This is a genomic window from Veillonella sp. 20925_1_51, from assembly GCF_041431445.1.
Taxonomy (GTDB): domain Bacteria; phylum Bacillota; class Negativicutes; order Veillonellales; family Veillonellaceae; genus Veillonella; species Veillonella nakazawae.
Genome location: NZ_JAPVXT010000004.1, coordinates 59,412 through 76,547, shown reverse-complemented (window position 1 = coordinate 76,547; position 17,136 = coordinate 59,412). Strand labels below are relative to the sequence as shown.

Below are 17,136 nucleotides of genomic sequence, written 5' to 3'. Positions count from 1 at the left end.
TAAGTACAATATAATCTTACAGTAAGTACTAACAACTTCCTTAACAAAAAGACGATGACTTAGGTCATCGTCTTTTTTTGTGTTCTATTCGCTATTAAGGTTATATTTTGGTTGTGTTTTATTTGATTATATGCCGTGTTTATATTGCTAATAGAGCGTAATAATCCATAAATTATCTTATAGTAATAGCAACTATTTAGTACTATCCACTAAATGCTTAAACTGTTGTACCGCCTCATAAGGGTTATCTGCATGAGCAATAGCAGATATGATGGCAACACCACAGGCTCCTGCTTCTAGTATAGGCTTCGCATTGTCTAAAGTTATTCCCCCAATACCAACACATGGTAAGGTCAAGCCTTCTGCTTGTAGTTCAGCGACACGCTCCGGTCCACATGGCTCTTGTGCATCAGGCTTACTACTTGTGGCGTACATAGGTCCTACGCCTACACAGTCAGCGTAGATTACATCAGTCTTATGAAGTTCCTCCACAGAGTGAATAGAAATACCAACTACTTTATGTCCTACAAGATTACGAACTGCTTCTAGGCTCATATCCTCTTGTCCTACGTGAACGCCATCAGCATTAACAGCTACTGCCAAGTCTACATCATCGTTGATAACATAGAGTACATTGTACCTTGCACAAATTTGTTTTAACTGTTGGGCTAACTCTAGTTTCTGTTGCCCCACTAAGGTACCTACGCCCTTTTCTCTAAATTGGAAACAAGTCACACCGCCTCGACAAGCGTCCTCTACGATAGAGAGCAAACGATTTTCATTCAGTTCCACATCTTGCGTACCACTGATGAAATATACTTCTAATTGATCTGGCACAACTATAGGGCGTATACGATTTTCAGACATAAGCACTGCATCATCGAGTGTATATAAGCTATCCATAAAGGCTACACTAAAGCTACCAGGTTGCACGCCACTTACCTGCACTACACTTTCACCGGCCAAACCATAGTAAGCCAATGCATAGGCGAGAAACTCACCGATAGATAGTCTGTTTTTATATGGATAATAAGCGCTAAAGAAAGCCGCCAAAACAGCTCCTAATAGACAACCTGTTCCCGTTACAGCTGTCATAATAGGATGACCATGCGGTACGGCAAACACCCGAGCTCCATCAGAAACATAATCCTCTTCGCCAGTTGCTACAACGGGGCAGTTGATAAGACGTGCGAGTCGATAAGCAATAACAGCACTATCCTCAACTTGTGCTCCATCTACACCTTTGCCTACAGTAGAATTATTAGCCGTATCATCGGGACTTAACGCATCATAAATAGCTTTGATTTCACTTTGGTTACCTCGTAATAGAGAGATGTTGCCAATCTTAATCAAATCTAACACCACAGATAAACGATAAGCACCAGCATGACAACCTACAGGATCTAAAACGATAGGAACCTCATGTTTCTTCGCCAGTGCTATGGCATCTTTGTAGTAACTAACTTTGTCTGGGGTAAGAGTACCAATATTAATGAGTAGCGCCGATGCATGAACGATAAGATCTTTTAAATCTTCACTACACTCACTCATCACAGGCGATGCGCCAATGGCGAGTAAACCATTAGCTGTAAAGGTCCTCACCACATCATTGGTAATACAAATAACGAGAGGGTTTCTCTGGCGCAAGATTTCTAATATATTGAGTTCAGGCCAAATTTGACCATTCATATATGGATTTTCATAGGTCATATCACTATCTCCTCTCGTCATTTTTCAAGAGCTCATCCATCGTTTCAGGTCCATTAGATAAAAGTCCATAAGCCATATGATTAACGGGACCACAGCCATTTCCTAGCCCGGGATTGTGCTTAATGGCGAGTGCAATATAGTCCTTGGCAATACCAATGGCATCCATTACATCACGGCCCTTTGCAAGCTCCGCCGTAATCACTGCAGAGAAGGTACAGCCTGTACCATGAGTATGTACCGTATCATATTTAGGGCTTGTCCAAGTACGGACGCTACCATCTTTAGTGAAAGCATAATCCGTTGCATCTTCGCCGATGTGACCGCCTTTAATGATAACTACTTGAGGTCCTAAGTCCTGTAAGATACGATTCGCCGCAGTTGTTATGTCACTTTCACAATCAATAGACATGTCCGCTAAGACCTCAGCCTCACTGCGGTTAGGTGTAATCACTGTAGCCGTCGGAATAAGTTTAGATTTTAAGAAATTTACTGCCTCATCTGATACGAGTCGGTCACCGCTAGTAGCAATCATAACGGGATCCATTACATAAGGAATTGGTTTACTCACATAAGGATAGATAAGGTCCATCATCTCCGGCAAGGCAATCATGCCCGTCTTAACGGCTTGAGGTTCAATGTCAGAATACACATCGTGTAATTGGAGGTCAATACTCTCTAGCGACAGATGTTCTACATGATGTACGCCCGTCGTATTTTGGGCTACCACAGAGGTAACAACAGCCATGCCGTATACGTGACGACTTTGGAAGGATTTCAAATCGGCCATAATACCAGCACCACCACTAGGATCAGTGCCAGCAATTGTCAATGCAGTATGTAGTTTCATTATGCCTCCTTATGTAATAGATGACGACGAGATAAGATTTGTAATACTATAAAACCAATGCAAGCACCTGCTACAGAGCTCATGGCGAAGGATGTAATCAAAGTCAACAATGCCAAAGGTTTACCTAACAAGAAATTGGCTATAGGATAACTCACAAGAGCACCGATAAGGCCGGTACCAATGATTTCGCCTAGAGCTGCCGCCCATAGAGCGTTATATTTCTTATATAAATAAGCCGATAACCAAGCGCCAATCATGCTGCCAGGAAAGGCTAAAGGAGAACCTAGTGCCAATACATTCCGTAAACAAGATGTACTAAAGGCTGCACCTACGGAAAATCTTGCCCCCACCACAACGGCTAAGATAACATTAATCATATGTTGAAACGGAAAAATACGAGCCGGCCCAACAGGAATTGATGTAGTAGATAATACTACACCTAAGGCCACACATATGCTAGCAATAATCAGTTTTTTCATAATACCTCCAAACATATAAAAACAAGACCACTCCAAATGGAATGGTCTCGTAATAGTTTAGTATTATGTTGCACTCCACTTCCCTACGCCGGTATTATCTGGATCAGGTCTAGGGTTTTGAATGGTCAATCTCAGCAAAAGCACCCCTAGTGGCAATATATTTTTATACTCTAGTTATAACATCATTATACAATCTATGCAACAAAAAGAATTGACGGTTTCCTATTATCCGCATATAATGAAGCCATAACGGGGTGCTCACAAGAGTGGGCTGAGAGTAAGCTATCGCTTTAACCCATAACCTGATTTGGATAATGCCAACGTAGGGAACATAGAGGATTAATAGCCGAGTTCCTTTTTGGGACTCGGCTTTTTCTATGACTTCCAGGCAAGGAGGACGTATGAAAGATACATACATTACACAACCACAGTTCGCCATGATATGGTTTGGCGCCGCTCTATCTATAGCGGAAATTATGACAGGAACTTATTTGGCACCCTTAGGGCTCACCCAAGGTCTATATGCCATCATACTAGGGCATATCATCGGCGGTATATTGCTCTTTGGAGCGGGCCTCATCGGTGGACGTTTACGGCAAGGCAGTATGAATACTACCGCTTTCAGCTTTGGACCACTAGGAGCTAAAGGCTTTGCCTTTTTAAATATGCTTCAACTTATCGGCTGGACTAGCATCATGATCTACGATGCTATGCTAGCCTTACAAGAGCTAGCACCTCTATCCCCTATGATTTGGACGATAGCTATTGGAGCACTTGTCATCCTATGGCTTTTCATCGGCCTCCACAATACGGGCTATATTCAAGCCATCGTATCTGTTCTATTGCTAGGACTCACCCTCTACATGGGCGCTCACATGATATCGCAGTGGCCTAGTGAGGCTAGCCTTCTAACTAGCGGAAATATGAGTTTCATCGCTGCCCTTGAATTATCTATTGCCATGCCACTATCTTGGCTACCTCTCATCAGTGATTATACCCGAGAAAGTAAAAAACCTTTCTCCGCATCACTTACAAGTGCTACAGTCTACACTGTAACAAGTATCGTTATGTACACCTTAGGTCTTAGTGCCGCAATCTTTGGCGGTGGCGACTCCATCATTACTATCATGATGAATGCAGGACTTGGCATTGCGGGCCTCATCGTTATCATCTTCTCTACCGTTACTACAACCTTTATGGACGCTTACTCTGCAGGCGTATCTAGTACAACTATCTATAATGGTGCCTCTAGTAAAGGTATCGCCGTCATCGTTACTATTGTGGGCACTATTGCAGCTATTCTCTATCCAATGGATGATATTACAGACTTCCTATACCTCATCGGCTCTGTATTTGCGCCGATGATTGCCATCTTATTGGCGGACTACTTTATCAATCGCCAACAAGTACAAACACTTTCAGCCTATCTCGTACGAGGACTAATCTGGGCGGTATCCGTTGGTTTATACCACTATATGTTACATAGTGAAAGCACAATAGGTTCTACATTACCAGCCTTTACAATGGCATTTGTCGTTACAACTATCGTTGGATTTATAAGTAAAACAGCGCACATATCAACAGAAATTAAGTAGCATTAGCAAGTAACATCTATTATAAACGTACTAATTCAATACTAAAGATTAAAGATAATAGTAAGTACACTGCTATCATTGCTATCAACTATCTAAAAAGAAAACACCTTCACAATCCACTAGTTACTGAACTATACATCTCAAAATTGTGTCCAATTTTTGGCATGTAGTTCATAGGATTATGAAGGTGTTTTATGTATCTCTATTTAATTTTAAAGTATTTTATCACTGTATCAAAACCATATGGTTTAAATGTTTATCATCATTCAGCAATCGTAATAAGCCCGTTTTCACAGGTCCAGTGTCTATCTCCTACGCTTTCTGCTTCGCTTTCATCATGGGTAACCCATACGCAAGGTACATCCCATTCACGGATGATAGATACGAGATCCTCACGAACTTGCTTTCTCAAGTTCCAATCGAGTGCAGATAAAGGCTCATCGAGGAGCAAAATAGTCGGTTTAGAGTAGAGCGCACGACCTAATGCAACCCGTTGTTGCTCACCACCAGATAAGCTACCCGCCTTAGTATGGCGGTATTTTTCTAAACCTAAACGTTGTAATAGCGTATCGCACATCTCAGGTGTACCGCGCTTACTGTAGGTAATATTATTTTCTACGGACAAGTGAGGAAATACGATATTACCTTGTGGCATATAGCCTACTTGACGGTCTTGAGCAGGTACCCAGATTTTTTTATCCCGATCAACCCACGTTGTTTCATCACATTGAATACTGCCAGTTGTGGGTTTTACGAGGCCTGCAATACATTTGATGAACGTACTTTTACCACTACCGGACTGTCCAGTCAATACAGTAATCCCAGAAGTCAATGTACCCTCAGCTTTCACAGTTACAGAAGGTCTAGCTACAGTAAAAGAAAATGTAATCATAGAACCTCCTAATTATTATCTGTATGGCGGAACAAGGAACCTTTTGTAATAAGATGAATCCCGCTCAGTAACGCCAATGTAAGAACACAAATATAAATAACGAGCTCAAAGGCATCCATGTACTGCCCGGCCTCTACATAGGAGTAGATAGCTAATGGCATAGTGCGTGTTACCTTTGGAATATTACCAGCAATCAAGATGGTCGCACCAAATTCGCCCATGGCACGGCAGAACGCTAAAATACTACCTGTTAAAATACCTTTCCATGCGAGCGGTACAGATATGGTAAAGAAAATGCGTAGCTCTGAAGCACCTAATGTTCGAGCTACATCCTCCATATTATGATCTACGGACTGCAATGCAGAACGTACTGTTTGATAAAACAGTGGAAATGCAATAACAGAAGAGGCTATGACAGCACCAGAAGCGGCAAAGACGACACTCATGCCATGAGCTTCAAGCCAAGCCCCAAAGGCATAGCCCGGTGTAAATACCATAAGCAGCGCAAAACCAACGACTACTGGCGGTAATACTAGTGGCAATGTAATAAGAGCATCAAGAATAGCAATGCCGCCCCATTTACAGCGATTCATCCAGTAGCAAACGGCTAAGCCACTTAAGATAACAATAACGAGAGCAATGCTCGCCACCCACAGCGATAGCCAGAATGGACTCATGCTATACCCCCTTTCTATTTAATAATGCTGAAATCATATATTTCCAGCTAGGACTAACAATAATAATATATATATTGTATCATAAGAAAACGCTAGCCATGAGAGCTAGCGTTTTACCCTTATTTAGAAGTGGAGAAACCGTATTTCTCTAATACTTTTTGTCCCTCTGGGCTCATTACATATTGGTAGAAATCTTTTGCCAATGCATTGTCATATTTTTTAATAATACCGATTGGATAGACAACTGGATCATGAGAGTCTGCAGGTGTTACTGCAGAAATTTGAACGGCATCACCTGCTGCAATGGCATCAGTTTTGTAGATGAAGCCCGCATCACCAGCACCTTGGCTAATAGATGCTGTTACAGCTTTTACGTCTTTAGCATATACTACATTTGGTTCAACTTGTTCCCAAACACCTAATTTTGTTAATACTTGTTTACCATAATTACCAGCTGGTACTGTTTCAGGATTACCTAAAACGATACGTTTAACAGAAGCAATTTGATTTAATTCAATTTTAGGTTGCCCTTTTGGAACTACAAGAACTAACTCATTAGTTACGAAAGGTTTAACATCAGTTACAAGGTCTTTCTCTTGTAACATTTTCATATTTTTTTCGTCAGCAGAGATAAATAAGCTAGCTGGTGCACCTTGTTCAATTTGTTGACGCAATGTACCAGAACCAGCAAAGTTAATAGCAATTTGATCATCTGCTAAATTATGGCTTTTTTTGTAAGCATCAGCGAGTTCTGTAAGAGCCCCTTTAAGACTGGCAGCAGCTTGTACAGTAATCTTTTCAGATGTGCTTGGTTTACCTGTTTCTGCCGGTTTGCTTGCATCGTTACCACAGCCTACTAGAAAAGCAAGCATGAAAACGCTCATTAATACTAATAGAATTCGTTTCATAATTCCTCCTGTGCATCCCTTTGGACTCCACACTGTGAAAGCTATGATTACTAACCGCAGAGACACCATCAAAGAACAAACTAAATATACAATATATTCACATTATACTATACATTTGTTAATTATTATGTATGTAAAAGCTCACATTTGTATATATATTTCTGATGAATATGATAAGTAATCATAATGAATCAACTTTTAAGCCCCAAAACAATACATCCTATGGTATGATAATACTATAAATACTATATAATGATACTCTAATAATTAATGAGAAACTCCAGGTGAGACAATGAATATATTTGAATTAATTGGTCATATATTTATGAATTCTATGATCCCAATCTTCATACTCATCGGCGTAGGATTTATACTAGATAGGAAATTCAAACTTGACCTCTATACATTGAGTAAATTGAATTTCTATATACTACTACCAACCTTTGTATTCAGAGCCATGTATGAAGCAAAATTTACATCTAGCACACTAGAAATTGTATTTTGTGCACTAGTTGTACTCATCCTAAACTCTATACTTTCTGGTATAGTCGGTAAAATCCAAGGCTATGACGTGGCCAAAATTGCAACATTAAAAAACTGCGTCATGTTTAATAACGTTGGAAATATGGGTATTGCTCTTGCCATCTTCGTATTTACGAATGTGCCTTATATCATTGATGGCGCAACCCCCTATGCTGACTTAGGCCTCGTTAGCGTTGTATCTATCATGATTATACAAACCATTACGAGTAATACCTATGGTTTCTACCAAGCTGGTGCTGGCCGATTGAGCACAAAAGATGCCTTAAACGTAGTATTCCATATGCCAATGGTATACGCTATCCCTCTAGCATTACTTTGTCAGCTTTTGCCTTTTGATTTACATGGCCTCTTCTTCTTTGCACCTCTTAAGATTTTTGCTAATGCCTTTGTTGGTGTTGCGATGATTGCCTTAGGGGTTCAAATTAATAGAACACCATTAAACTTCTTTAAGGCCGATGTTATGCTCGCTACATCCTTACGACTCATCGTAAGCCCTCTTATCGCAGCAGTTATTACGATACTCTTTATTATGTTCTATGGCCCAATGCATCCAATAGCAGCACAGACTATAGTCATTACCTACAGTGTCCCAACAGCTATTAATATGGCACTCATCGCTATTGAAATGAAGAATAATCCTGAATATGCTACGCAAATCGTTATGGGCACCACAATTCTATCGGCAGTAACTATGCCGCTATTTATTACAATCGCCTATTACCTTTTCCCATTATATTGATACTAGTATACCTATACAAAAAGGAGCCCTTTTAAAGGGCTCCTTTTGTACACTTTAAACAATTATCGTATTACTTACTGATGAGATACGTGTTCCATACCCATTCTTACGAGACCTTCTACATGATCATCGTTTAGAGAGTAGTATGCAGTTTTCCCTTCCTTACGATAGGTTACAAGGCGTGCTTGACGTAATACACGTAATTGGTGTGAAATAGCAGATTGACCCATTCCCATTGTTTCTGCAATATGATTAACACACATTTCATTTTCTAATAATAATTCTACTATTTTAAGGCGCGTAGGATCTCCCAAGATTTTAAACAGTTCTGCTAGCTTTAGCAATGCTTCTTGTTTGTCGCTCATATAATCCCCCATATCTTAAATCACTATTCATGTTTATGTATCATTCTTATATTACTTATGTTCTTACTCATTTGTAACCCCGTGGGGCATATATATAAATATTATATCATTTTTATTATATTAAAAAAGAGACTTTGTTTAAACAAAGTCTCTTTTTATATCATATCTATACAGGATATGAATTATTTAATGATTAATACAGGGCAAGTGGAGTGACTAGTTACATAGCTACTTACGCTACCCATGAACAAGCCTTTCAATGGACCAAGGCCACGGCTACCCATTACGATAAGATCAGCATTGTATTTTTTAGCTACTGCCAACAATGCAGGGCCAGGGGAGCCAACTTCGAATACGCTTTTAACTTTTACACCTGTAGGAATTTCTTTCACTACATCGTTAAGAATTTCTTTACCAGTTTCTTCCATATCTTCCGCAATTTGTTCAGATACGTAGCCACCGGAAATTGGTGTTTGATCGAAATTGGAAATAGCAGACACAATATTTGCAACGTGAACAATAATCAATTCAGCATGGTTGCGGTCCGCTACAGCGAGAGCATGTTCCAACGCACGTTTAGCATTTTCAGAACCATCAGTAGGTACGACAATAGTTTTGTAGGTAACCATAATAACCCCTCCTATTTCTAATCCCTCAAAGGGGATATGATCAAAGATCGTTTAGCCTATATTATTATATTCTAGACCATCAAGGAAAACTCCTCTTTTTCTAGAGGATTTCTTTTATTATAGCACAAATTATACAGAATTATACAAATAAAAGAATATTATGTGTATATTACAACACTTGCGAAGATTGGTTCGTATTCAATGTAGTAGTCAACTTGAATCCATCGAGCACATCGATAAGCTCTGGTGTGCTAAGGCTTGTGCCTGCTGGGCCAATCATACGAGCCACAGCTACATTGCCTTCATTACCTAAGATAATAGTAGCTGCGAAGGATACCGGTGCCGCTGCAGATGTATCAGCTGTATTAGGATTCTTCATATGACCTGCCAAGTAGAACATAACATTACCATCGATGATATGCGTTTCGTATCGAGTGATGGTTGCCTTATTCACCTCAACCAATTGTTTAAGATAGTAATCACCTAGCATTTGTTTGCCCATCATCGTAGGCATGCCTGTGCTAACTGCTTGTACTGGAATTGTAAAAGATTCAATATCAAGGCGTACATTATGCTTAGTGAAAGCAATTTTCCCCTTTTCATTAAGACGGGTAAATCCTTTTGGATAATTAAATTTGATGCCTTCAGCTACGCTAATGTCACTAGTGCCAGAGATAAATTGTTTAACACCTTTAATCGTACTAGAACCAGTTTTATTTAATAATTCAAAGGACGGAATCGTATGTTCCATCAAGCCTTGTTCCATAAACTCCCCTTGAATAGGAGCATAAGTACTCGCTAAATTATAGCGATGTGTTGGGTCCTTATCCATGATGAATTCCGCTTCAAATACGGATTGAACAGGCTCTGTAGAGGTCATTTCAGCATACGATTTTGGTGTCGTCTTATCCCAACGCGCTGATATAGCCCCTTTCTTGTTAAAGAAGCCACCAACGATATCATTATTTTCAAAGGCATTACTATGTTGACGCCAAATGCTCAAGTATTCTTCATCAGACATACCCTTGATTGGTACGCCATACCAAGTCGTATTCCATTCCTTTTGAGACACCCCATCTTGCGGTGTATTATTGCGCTTTGTAAAAGACACAGTATAGGAATCATCTTGTGTAGGACCTGCTAAATTGAAAGAATAGCCTTGAATATGCTCACTTTCACTGCGCACATCCATATCCAGTTTAACACCATCTGCTACACGCCAAGGAAGCGTAAAGGTATAGCCATTTTTATAATCCTTAACCACTGTATTCATCGTAGTAGCATAGGACTTATATTGATCTGGCAAGATAGATGCAGAGTCTTTTTGTGAGTCTACAATAGCTATTGGTGTGCTAGGCGTCCCCTGCAAACCTTCCGCCATAATAGAGGTCGTGCCCATAGCCATTACAGCTAACGTAGCAGCAATAAAACGTAACTTCATAAGACCTCCTATAACATATTCTCCAAGAACGCTTTCGTTCTATCGTTCTGTGGATTATTGAAAATTTGCTCTGGTGTGCCTTCCTCTTGGATGACACCGTCGGCCATGAAGATGACACGATCAGATACTTCACGAGCAAAGTTCATTTCATGAGTTACGATAATCATCGTCATGTGATCATCGGCCAATTGTTTAATAGTCTTTAGAACCTCACCTGTTAACTCTGGGTCAAGAGCAGATGTTGGTTCATCAAAGAGCATGATTTCTGGATTCATCGCTAATGCACGAGCGATGGCCACACGTTGTTGTTGGCCCCCAGATAAACGGGATGGATACATATCGCGCTTTTCCCATAGGCCAACTTTATTAAGTAATCGCTCTGCAATCGGTAAAATCTCATCATCTTTCATGCCTTTTACCATACGCGGTGCGATCATAATATTATCGAGCACTGTCATATGAGGGAATAAATTGAAAGATTGGAACACCATGCCCATGCGTAATAGCAAGTCATGTTGTGTTTCTTGGCTTGCATAGTTTACAGTGCCATTAGCATCAGTACTAGCAAGAACAGTGCCATCTACAGTAATAGAACCACCGTCGATAGTCTCTAATTGACCTAAACAGCGCAAGAATGTAGATTTACCAGACCCAGAAGGACCGATAATAGAAACGATTTCCCCTCTATTCATTTTGAGCGATACATCGCGCAATACAGTTTGATTGTTAAAGCGTTTTTCAATACGCTCCATATTTACAAATGTCATAAGTACCTCTTAAATCGTCGCATCCTTTTATCTAAACATACTAATCATTAAGTATTAGTCCGCTATATGAACAATAATTGGATGTAAAATACGACAAGCAACTACAGAATAGATTAATCTTCGTATACAGCAAATCTTCTTTCTAAGTAGTTGAAGATATTTGTCAAAATAAAGGTAAAGATCAAGTAGAACAAAGCTGCCACCAAGAAGGCAGAGATGTCAAAGTCACGTTGTACGATAGATTTTGTAATACGCAAGATATCGTTCATAGCCAATACGTATACAAGAGAAGTATCTTTCAACAAGTTAATTGTCTCATTCGCAAGTGGAGGCAATACGCGTTTAAACATTTGTGGCAAGATGATCTTACGCATTGTTTGTGCATAGGTAAAACCAAGAACCTTTGCCCCTTCGTACTGACCACGAGAAATGGATTGAATACCACCGCGGAAAATTTCACATAAATACGCTGCGTAGTTTAATACGAATGTAAGCACTGCGGCTGTAGCATCATCCATTTGGACTGCACCATCTGTAATGATAGGTAATGCATAATATACGAATAAAATTTGTAGCATTAATGGTGTACCGCGCATCAAATATACAAAGGCTTCAACGATTTTGTCGAGCACTGTAAATTTAGATAAACGTACCAAAGCAAGTAAGATACCGCCAGGAATGGATAAAATCCATACAATACAGAATAGCGATACTGTTACCTTCAAACCATCAGCGATGGTTGGGATAATCTGCAATAAATAATCTAACATGGAATACTCCTTCAAAACACGACTAGAGAAGAGGCATCTGGCCTCTTCTCTAGTGTACATTTCGTTCTTTAATTATCTGTTGTACAAACTGACCATAGTACTATTAGTATATCACGAATTGTACTATTTAGCATCGCTCTTATCTAGGTCTGCGCTAGAGCCCAACCATTTTTCAACGATTTTATCAGCAGTACCATCTTTTTTCATTTCAGCTAAGATACCATTGATTTTATCACGCAATGCAGTGTCATCTTTACGGAAGCCAACAGCGAAGTTATCAACACCGTAATCAGTACCTTCTACGATTTTGTATTTACCAGGTTCTTTTGTCATGAGATAACGAGCGATAACACCATCTGCGATAACTGCATCAACACGTCCAATACCAAGATCCATGAAAGCACTTACAAAATCAGCATAAGATTTAGTTTCTTTCACAGTTTTACCGCTTGGATCGTTTTGCAATGCAGATTCACCAGTACTTGCTTGTTGAACACCTACTACTTTGCCTGCAAGATCTGCTTTAGATTTAATGGATTCATCTTCATTACGAACAACGATGTATTGTTTATCCTTCATATATGTGTTGGAGAACAAGATATTCTTCTCACGTTCCGGAGAAACTGTTAAGCCATTCCATAAAGCGTCGATTTTTTTAGATTTCAACTCAGCTTCTTTACTAGACCAGTCGATAGCTTTGAATTCCACATCCATGCCAGCGCGTTTAGCTGCTTCTTTAGCCATATCGATATCAAGACCTACGATTTCGCCTTTATCATCTTTAAAGCCCATTGGAGGGAAGCTATCATCTAAGCCGATAACGATTTTTTTAGGTAATTCTTTATTAGCAGTTTTAGTATCACTACCACAACCCGTTACAAATACCATCATAGATACTGCTGCAAGGCCAACGGCCATCATCTTTTTCCAATTCATAACTATCCTCCACGGTGTATTACACCTTTAACTACTTGCTAATATATGCTGTACAGAACTCATGTCTATACCCGATGATTGTATTATACTTTAGTTCATTAAAGTTGTAAATAGCTAATTTGATGAATTTTAGGATTTTTTAGTTCTCTCATGGATCATACAGGATTATAGTACTAAATCCTTTGTATATACGCATACATTATGTATCTGAATGCTTATGAATCGCTTCAATCATGGCCATTTTGTCTTTATACCCTACCTGTGCGAGATCTAATGGTATTACATAAATCCCACCATGACCATTCATGGCCTGCAACTCACGCCAACCTTCAGTAAATCCAATTATATGCTCATAATCGACAAAGACAAAATATTCATCGCCATGAAAGAGGCTGTGAAAGTATTCTTTCACAGAAAAAGGCCTTCGCTTTAACACGAGGCCCTTTTCACAGATAAATGCTTGACTTTCACCTAATCTATGAAGGGTCCACAATATTACGAGTAACAACAGATAATACCATATACGCTCAGCCCAATCGGCGGGCATATATTTTACAATTAAGGCACAAACCAATAGACCGATGATACGACCGGTCCACTGAATTCCACGATGTATTTCTAAGCTCTGTTGTACGGTACCTGATGAAAAGCGTTCCATCGCCTCTTGTTTCGTCATGGCTTACCTCACAAATTGAAAGTCTACTATATGATTTTATTTACGGCACAAGCCCATAGCTTGCTCTACTTTACGATACATTTGACTTGCTTTAGCATGAGCTTTAGCAGCACCTTCATCGAGAATAACATCGAGTTCAGGGCTTGTAATCAACTCATTGTAACGTTGTTGAATTGGCTCAAGAGTTGCCACCAATAGGTCTGCGATATCGGATTTGAAAACGCCATAGCCTTTACCGGCATACATTTCTTCGATAGCTTCATAGCTGTCTTTTGTGATAGCACGGTAAATGCCCATCAAGTTAGAAATGCCAGGTTTGTTTTCTTTATCGTAACGCACCGCGTTATCAGAGTCAGTTTGAGCGCGTTTCAATTTTTTCACAATTAAATCTGGTGCATCCAAAAGACGAATCGTAGCATTTTGGTTGTCATCAGATTTACTCATTTTCTTAGTTGGCTCTTGCAAGCTCATAACGCGAGCACCACCTTCGCCTACCTTGATATCAGGTACTACGAAAGTTTCGCCAAATCTACGGTTAAAACGCTCTGCCAAATTACGAGTCAACTCAAGATGTTGTTTTTGGTCCTCACCTACTGGAACATAGTTAGTACCATATAACAAAATATCTGCCGCCATCAATGGTGGATACGTAAGCAACGCTGTAGGAATAGAGTCACCTTGCTTTTGAGACTTATCTTTGTACTGTGTCATACGCTCTAATTCGCCAACATAACTGATAGATTGCATAACCCAACCGAGTTTAACGTGCTCAGGCACTTCGGATTGCACAAATAATGTTACCTTTTTAGGATCGAGGCCAACTGCAAGGTATAACGCAGCCAAATTACGAGTATTTTGGAATAACTCTTTTGGATCTTGCGGTACAGTGATCGCATGTTGGTTAACGATGCAATAATAACATTCATCAGTATCTTGATAATCTAAGAAATTACGTAAAGCCCCCAAATAGTTACCAAGTGTTAATTCCCCACTTGGTTGGATGCCGGAAAATATAACTGCCATAATAGTCTCCCTATATTGAAATAAACCAACAGTGCCGAAGCACTGTTGGTTATATATATTATTCTACGGTTACAGATTTAGCCAAGTTACGTGGTTTATCTACATCTGCGCCGCGAGTAATCGCTGCGTAGTACGCCAATAATTGCAATGGTACAACCGCAAGGATTGGAGCGATGAATTTATTTGCACGAGGCACATAGATTGTATGGTCTACGTGTTTAGATAATTCTTCGTCACCTTTCATACCAATACCGATTACAACAGCTTCACGAGCTTTTACTTCACGGATGTTGCTAATCATCTTATCGTACACATCTTCTTGTGTAGCCAATGCGATAACAGGTACGCCTTCTTCAATAAGCGCCAATGTACCATGTTTTAACTCGCCACCAGCATATGCTTCAGCATGGATGTAAGAAATTTCTTTCAATTTCAAAGCACCTTCCATCGCTACTGCGTAGTCAATAGCACGGCCCAAGAAGAACGCATCAGATTTGAAGCCATAATGTTTTGCAAAGGCTTTCATATCTTCGTCTACTTCAAAGATTTCATGAATCAATGTAGGCAAGCTTTTAGCACCGCAAAGGATTTCTCCGCCTAAAGCCGGATCCATTTTACCATTTAATTGGCCAAGATATACAGCAAACAACAAGCCTGCTACTAATTGAGTAGTATACGCTTTTGTAGACGCTACAGAGATTTCAGGACCTGCCCATGTGTACACAGTGTTATCTGCTTCACGGGAAATACTGGAACCTACTACGTTTGTAATTGCCAAGGATTTAGCGCCAAGACGTTTAGCCTCTTTCAAAGCAGCCAATGTATCGGATGTTTCACCGGATTGACTGATAACGATACATAATGTTTTGTCATCAGTCAATGGATTGCTATAACGGTACTCAGATGCAATTTCCACATTTACAGGAATACGCGCCAAGTTTTCAATATATTGTTTAGTTACAAGACCTGCATGGTATGCTGTACCACATGCAACGATGAGAATTTTATTGAAAGCTGCTACATCGTCAGCAGTCCAATTCAACTCATCAAAAATTGCTGTTTTACCATCTTCGGAGATATGTGTACCGAATGTATCGCGTACAGCTTTAGGTTGGTCATGAATTTCTTTCAACATGAAGTGTTCATAACCACCTTTTTCTGCTGCTTCTGCATTCCAGTTAACGTGGAATACTTCTTTATCAACAGGATTACCTTCACGGTCAAATACGGATACATTATCACGAGTTACAATAGCTAATTCACCATCGCTCAAAATGTATGTATCGCGTGTGTAGTTAATGATAGCTGGAATATCGGATGCTACAAAGTTTTCGCCTTTGCCAAGACCGATAACCAATGGGTTTTCTTTTTTAGTACAAATGATTTTGTCTGGCTCATCAGCGCAGATGATTTCAAGAGCATACGCACCATCAACACGAGCTAGCATGCGACGTACTGTGCCTACGAAATCGCCATCATACATATCTTCTAATAAATGAGCTACTACTTCTGTATCAGTTTCAGATTTGAAATGGTACCCTTTTTCAATGAGCTCTTCTTTTAAAGGCATGTAATTTTCAATAATACCGTTGTGTACAACAGCAAATTTACCATCTTCAGATGCATGAGGATGGGCGTTCATATCAGATGGGCGACCATGAGTAGCCCAACGAGTATGACCAATACCTATAGTCCCTTCATTAGGATCTGCTTTTACAATCGCCTCAAGATTAGCAAGGCGGCCAACCTTCTTTTGAATTTTAATCACATTTTCAGGGCCGATAACAGCAATACCTGCAGAGTCATAACCACGGTATTCTAATTTCGCCATACCGTCCAACAAGAAATCAGATGCTTGATTAAAGCCAATGTATCCTACGATACCGCACATAAATATATCCTCCTATTACTGGGGGCATTCTAGCCCCAGCCAACAACTAAGGCTAATAAATTACTATTCTAACTTAACGATCTAAGTTAATGTTCAAATTATGTATCAAATAGTATTTGAATACAATTCATTCAGATATACTTTGTCCCCATTGTTACCGATGGGATTTTTAATATCTGTTACGACATGAATATGCCGGAAGAGCATCCGCTGATTATTCGATCACTCTTCACCTCGTCTACCCTAAC

At 39.8% G+C, this 17,136-nt stretch carries 17 protein-coding genes and 2 riboswitches; of the genes, 2 read left to right on the top strand and 15 right to left on the bottom strand.

What is annotated here, in order from left to right; genetic code table 11:
• Positions 1-192 precede the first annotated feature (192 nt).
• The 3 genes from thiM to thiW are packed head-to-tail and all read right to left on the bottom strand — an operon-like array spanning position 193 to position 3,036.
• Positions 193-1,710 (bottom strand): hydroxyethylthiazole kinase, encoded by a 1,518-nt coding sequence (thiM, locus tag O3607_RS05680; RefSeq protein ID WP_371443528.1) that lies wholly within the window; start codon positions 1,708-1,710, stop codon positions 193-195.
• A gap of 4 nt (positions 1,711-1,714) precedes the next feature.
• Positions 1,715-2,557 carry a bifunctional hydroxymethylpyrimidine kinase/phosphomethylpyrimidine kinase gene (thiD, locus tag O3607_RS05675; protein WP_287512803.1) on the bottom strand — a complete coding sequence of 281 codons (843 nt, stop codon included), beginning with the start codon at positions 2,555-2,557 and terminating at the stop codon, positions 1,715-1,717.
• Complete coding sequence (gene thiW / locus O3607_RS05670; protein WP_265138495.1) at positions 2,557-3,036, bottom strand: energy coupling factor transporter S component ThiW; 480 nt, start codon at positions 3,034-3,036, stop codon at positions 2,557-2,559. The genes thiD and thiW overlap by 1 nt, the downstream gene beginning before the upstream one ends.
• 63 nt (positions 3,037-3,099) lie before the next feature.
• Positions 3,100-3,194, bottom strand: a riboswitch (TPP riboswitch).
• Between the two features lie 82 nt (positions 3,195-3,276).
• A riboswitch (TPP riboswitch) is annotated at positions 3,277-3,382 on the top strand.
• A gap of 55 nt (positions 3,383-3,437) precedes the next feature.
• On the opposite strand from thiW, the gene cytX reads away from it, so the two are divergent.
• Positions 3,438-4,631, top strand: a complete 1,194-nt coding sequence (gene cytX, locus O3607_RS05665) for a putative hydroxymethylpyrimidine transporter CytX (protein ID WP_295232453.1) — start codon at positions 3,438-3,440, stop codon at positions 4,629-4,631.
• 262 nt (positions 4,632-4,893) lie between these two features.
• Here cytX and O3607_RS05660 read toward each other — a convergent pair whose 3' ends face one another.
• From O3607_RS05660 to modA, 3 genes are all read right to left on the bottom strand, one after another.
• Entirely contained in the window at positions 4,894-5,523 is a 630-nt protein-coding gene (locus tag O3607_RS05660) for an ATP-binding cassette domain-containing protein (RefSeq protein WP_178884430.1), read from the bottom strand.
• A gap of 8 nt (positions 5,524-5,531) precedes the next feature.
• Positions 5,532-6,200 carry a molybdate ABC transporter permease subunit gene (gene modB / locus O3607_RS05655; RefSeq protein ID WP_129823922.1) on the bottom strand — a complete coding sequence of 223 codons (669 nt, stop codon included), beginning with the start codon at positions 6,198-6,200 and terminating at the stop codon, positions 5,532-5,534.
• A 119-nt stretch (positions 6,201-6,319) separates the two neighbouring features.
• Positions 6,320-7,108 carry a molybdate ABC transporter substrate-binding protein gene (gene modA, locus O3607_RS05650; RefSeq protein ID WP_178884428.1) on the bottom strand — a complete coding sequence of 263 codons (789 nt, stop codon included), beginning with the start codon at positions 7,106-7,108 and terminating at the stop codon, positions 6,320-6,322.
• 292 nt (positions 7,109-7,400) lie between these two features.
• On the opposite strand from modA, the gene O3607_RS05645 reads away from it, so the two are divergent.
• Complete coding sequence (locus O3607_RS05645) at positions 7,401-8,390, top strand: AEC family transporter (RefSeq protein ID WP_178884426.1); 990 nt, start codon at positions 7,401-7,403, stop codon at positions 8,388-8,390.
• Positions 8,391-8,464: 74 nt separating this feature from the next.
• Here O3607_RS05645 and O3607_RS05640 read toward each other — a convergent pair whose 3' ends face one another.
• The 9 genes from O3607_RS05640 to glmS form a co-directional block, all read right to left on the bottom strand.
• Positions 8,465-8,755 carry a metalloregulator ArsR/SmtB family transcription factor gene (locus tag O3607_RS05640; protein WP_005387769.1) on the bottom strand — a complete coding sequence of 97 codons (291 nt, stop codon included), beginning with the start codon at positions 8,753-8,755 and terminating at the stop codon, positions 8,465-8,467.
• Between the two features lie 182 nt (positions 8,756-8,937).
• Positions 8,938-9,384 carry a universal stress protein gene (locus O3607_RS05635; protein WP_060923852.1) on the bottom strand — a complete coding sequence of 149 codons (447 nt, stop codon included), beginning with the start codon at positions 9,382-9,384 and terminating at the stop codon, positions 8,938-8,940.
• Positions 9,385-9,553: 169 nt separating this feature from the next.
• Positions 9,554-10,825 carry a hypothetical protein gene (locus tag O3607_RS05630; protein WP_316067034.1) on the bottom strand — a complete coding sequence of 424 codons (1,272 nt, stop codon included), beginning with the start codon at positions 10,823-10,825 and terminating at the stop codon, positions 9,554-9,556.
• Between the two features lie 8 nt (positions 10,826-10,833).
• Positions 10,834-11,592, bottom strand: coding sequence for an amino acid ABC transporter ATP-binding protein (locus O3607_RS05625; RefSeq protein ID WP_060923854.1), 759 nt, complete (start codon positions 11,590-11,592; stop codon positions 10,834-10,836).
• A gap of 113 nt (positions 11,593-11,705) precedes the next feature.
• A complete protein-coding gene (locus O3607_RS05620) occupies positions 11,706-12,362 on the bottom strand; it encodes an amino acid ABC transporter permease (protein ID WP_005387763.1) in 657 nt (218 codons plus the stop codon).
• A 123-nt stretch (positions 12,363-12,485) separates the two neighbouring features.
• Entirely contained in the window at positions 12,486-13,298 is an 813-nt protein-coding gene (locus O3607_RS05615; protein WP_129823661.1) for an amino acid ABC transporter substrate-binding protein, read from the bottom strand.
• 199 nt (positions 13,299-13,497) lie between these two features.
• Positions 13,498-13,974 carry a hypothetical protein gene (locus O3607_RS05610; RefSeq protein WP_129823660.1) on the bottom strand — a complete coding sequence of 159 codons (477 nt, stop codon included), beginning with the start codon at positions 13,972-13,974 and terminating at the stop codon, positions 13,498-13,500.
• Positions 13,975-14,010: 36 nt separating this feature from the next.
• Complete coding sequence (gene trpS / locus O3607_RS05605) at positions 14,011-14,997, bottom strand: tryptophan--tRNA ligase (protein ID WP_005387758.1); 987 nt, start codon at positions 14,995-14,997, stop codon at positions 14,011-14,013.
• A gap of 58 nt (positions 14,998-15,055) precedes the next feature.
• On the bottom strand, positions 15,056-16,888 hold the full coding sequence (gene glmS / locus O3607_RS05600) for a glutamine--fructose-6-phosphate transaminase (isomerizing) (RefSeq protein WP_371443527.1): 1,833 nt from the start codon (positions 16,886-16,888) through the stop codon (positions 15,056-15,058).
• Positions 16,889-17,136 lie beyond the last annotated feature (248 nt).

What these genes read in the sequence shown, in the direction of transcription:
- O3607_RS05635 (WP_060923852.1), bottom strand. Translation starts at nt 9,384, where the DNA reads ATGGTTACCTACAAAACTATTGTCGTACCTACTGATGGTTCTGAAAAT.
- O3607_RS05615 (WP_129823661.1), bottom strand. Translation starts at nt 13,298, where the DNA reads ATGAATTGGAAAAAGATGATGGCCGTTGGCCTTGCAGCAGTATCTATG.
- cytX (WP_295232453.1), top strand. Translation starts at nt 3,438, where the DNA reads ATGAAAGATACATACATTACACAACCACAGTTCGCCATGATATGGTTT.
- O3607_RS05625 (WP_060923854.1), bottom strand. Translation starts at nt 11,592, where the DNA reads ATGACATTTGTAAATATGGAGCGTATTGAAAAACGCTTTAACAATCAA.
- O3607_RS05630 (WP_316067034.1), bottom strand. Translation starts at nt 10,825, where the DNA reads ATGAAGTTACGTTTTATTGCTGCTACGTTAGCTGTAATGGCTATGGGC.
- O3607_RS05610 (WP_129823660.1), bottom strand. Translation starts at nt 13,974, where the DNA reads ATGACGAAACAAGAGGCGATGGAACGCTTTTCATCAGGTACCGTACAA.
- modB (WP_129823922.1), bottom strand. Translation starts at nt 6,200, where the DNA reads ATGAGTCCATTCTGGCTATCGCTGTGGGTGGCGAGCATTGCTCTCGTT.
- O3607_RS05640 (WP_005387769.1), bottom strand. Translation starts at nt 8,755, where the DNA reads ATGAGCGACAAACAAGAAGCATTGCTAAAGCTAGCAGAACTGTTTAAA.
- O3607_RS05620 (WP_005387763.1), bottom strand. Translation starts at nt 12,362, where the DNA reads ATGTTAGATTATTTATTGCAGATTATCCCAACCATCGCTGATGGTTTG.
- O3607_RS05645 (WP_178884426.1), top strand. Translation starts at nt 7,401, where the DNA reads ATGAATATATTTGAATTAATTGGTCATATATTTATGAATTCTATGATC.
- glmS (WP_371443527.1), bottom strand. Translation starts at nt 16,888, where the DNA reads ATGTGCGGTATCGTAGGATACATTGGCTTTAATCAAGCATCTGATTTC.
- thiM (WP_371443528.1), bottom strand. Translation starts at nt 1,710, where the DNA reads ATGACCTATGAAAATCCATATATGAATGGTCAAATTTGGCCTGAACTC.
- trpS (WP_005387758.1), bottom strand. Translation starts at nt 14,997, where the DNA reads ATGGCAGTTATATTTTCCGGCATCCAACCAAGTGGGGAATTAACACTT.
- thiD (WP_287512803.1), bottom strand. Translation starts at nt 2,557, where the DNA reads ATGAAACTACATACTGCATTGACAATTGCTGGCACTGATCCTAGTGGT.
- O3607_RS05660 (WP_178884430.1), bottom strand. Translation starts at nt 5,523, where the DNA reads ATGATTACATTTTCTTTTACTGTAGCTAGACCTTCTGTAACTGTGAAA.
- modA (WP_178884428.1), bottom strand. Translation starts at nt 7,108, where the DNA reads ATGAAACGAATTCTATTAGTATTAATGAGCGTTTTCATGCTTGCTTTT.
- thiW (WP_265138495.1), bottom strand. Translation starts at nt 3,036, where the DNA reads ATGAAAAAACTGATTATTGCTAGCATATGTGTGGCCTTAGGTGTAGTA.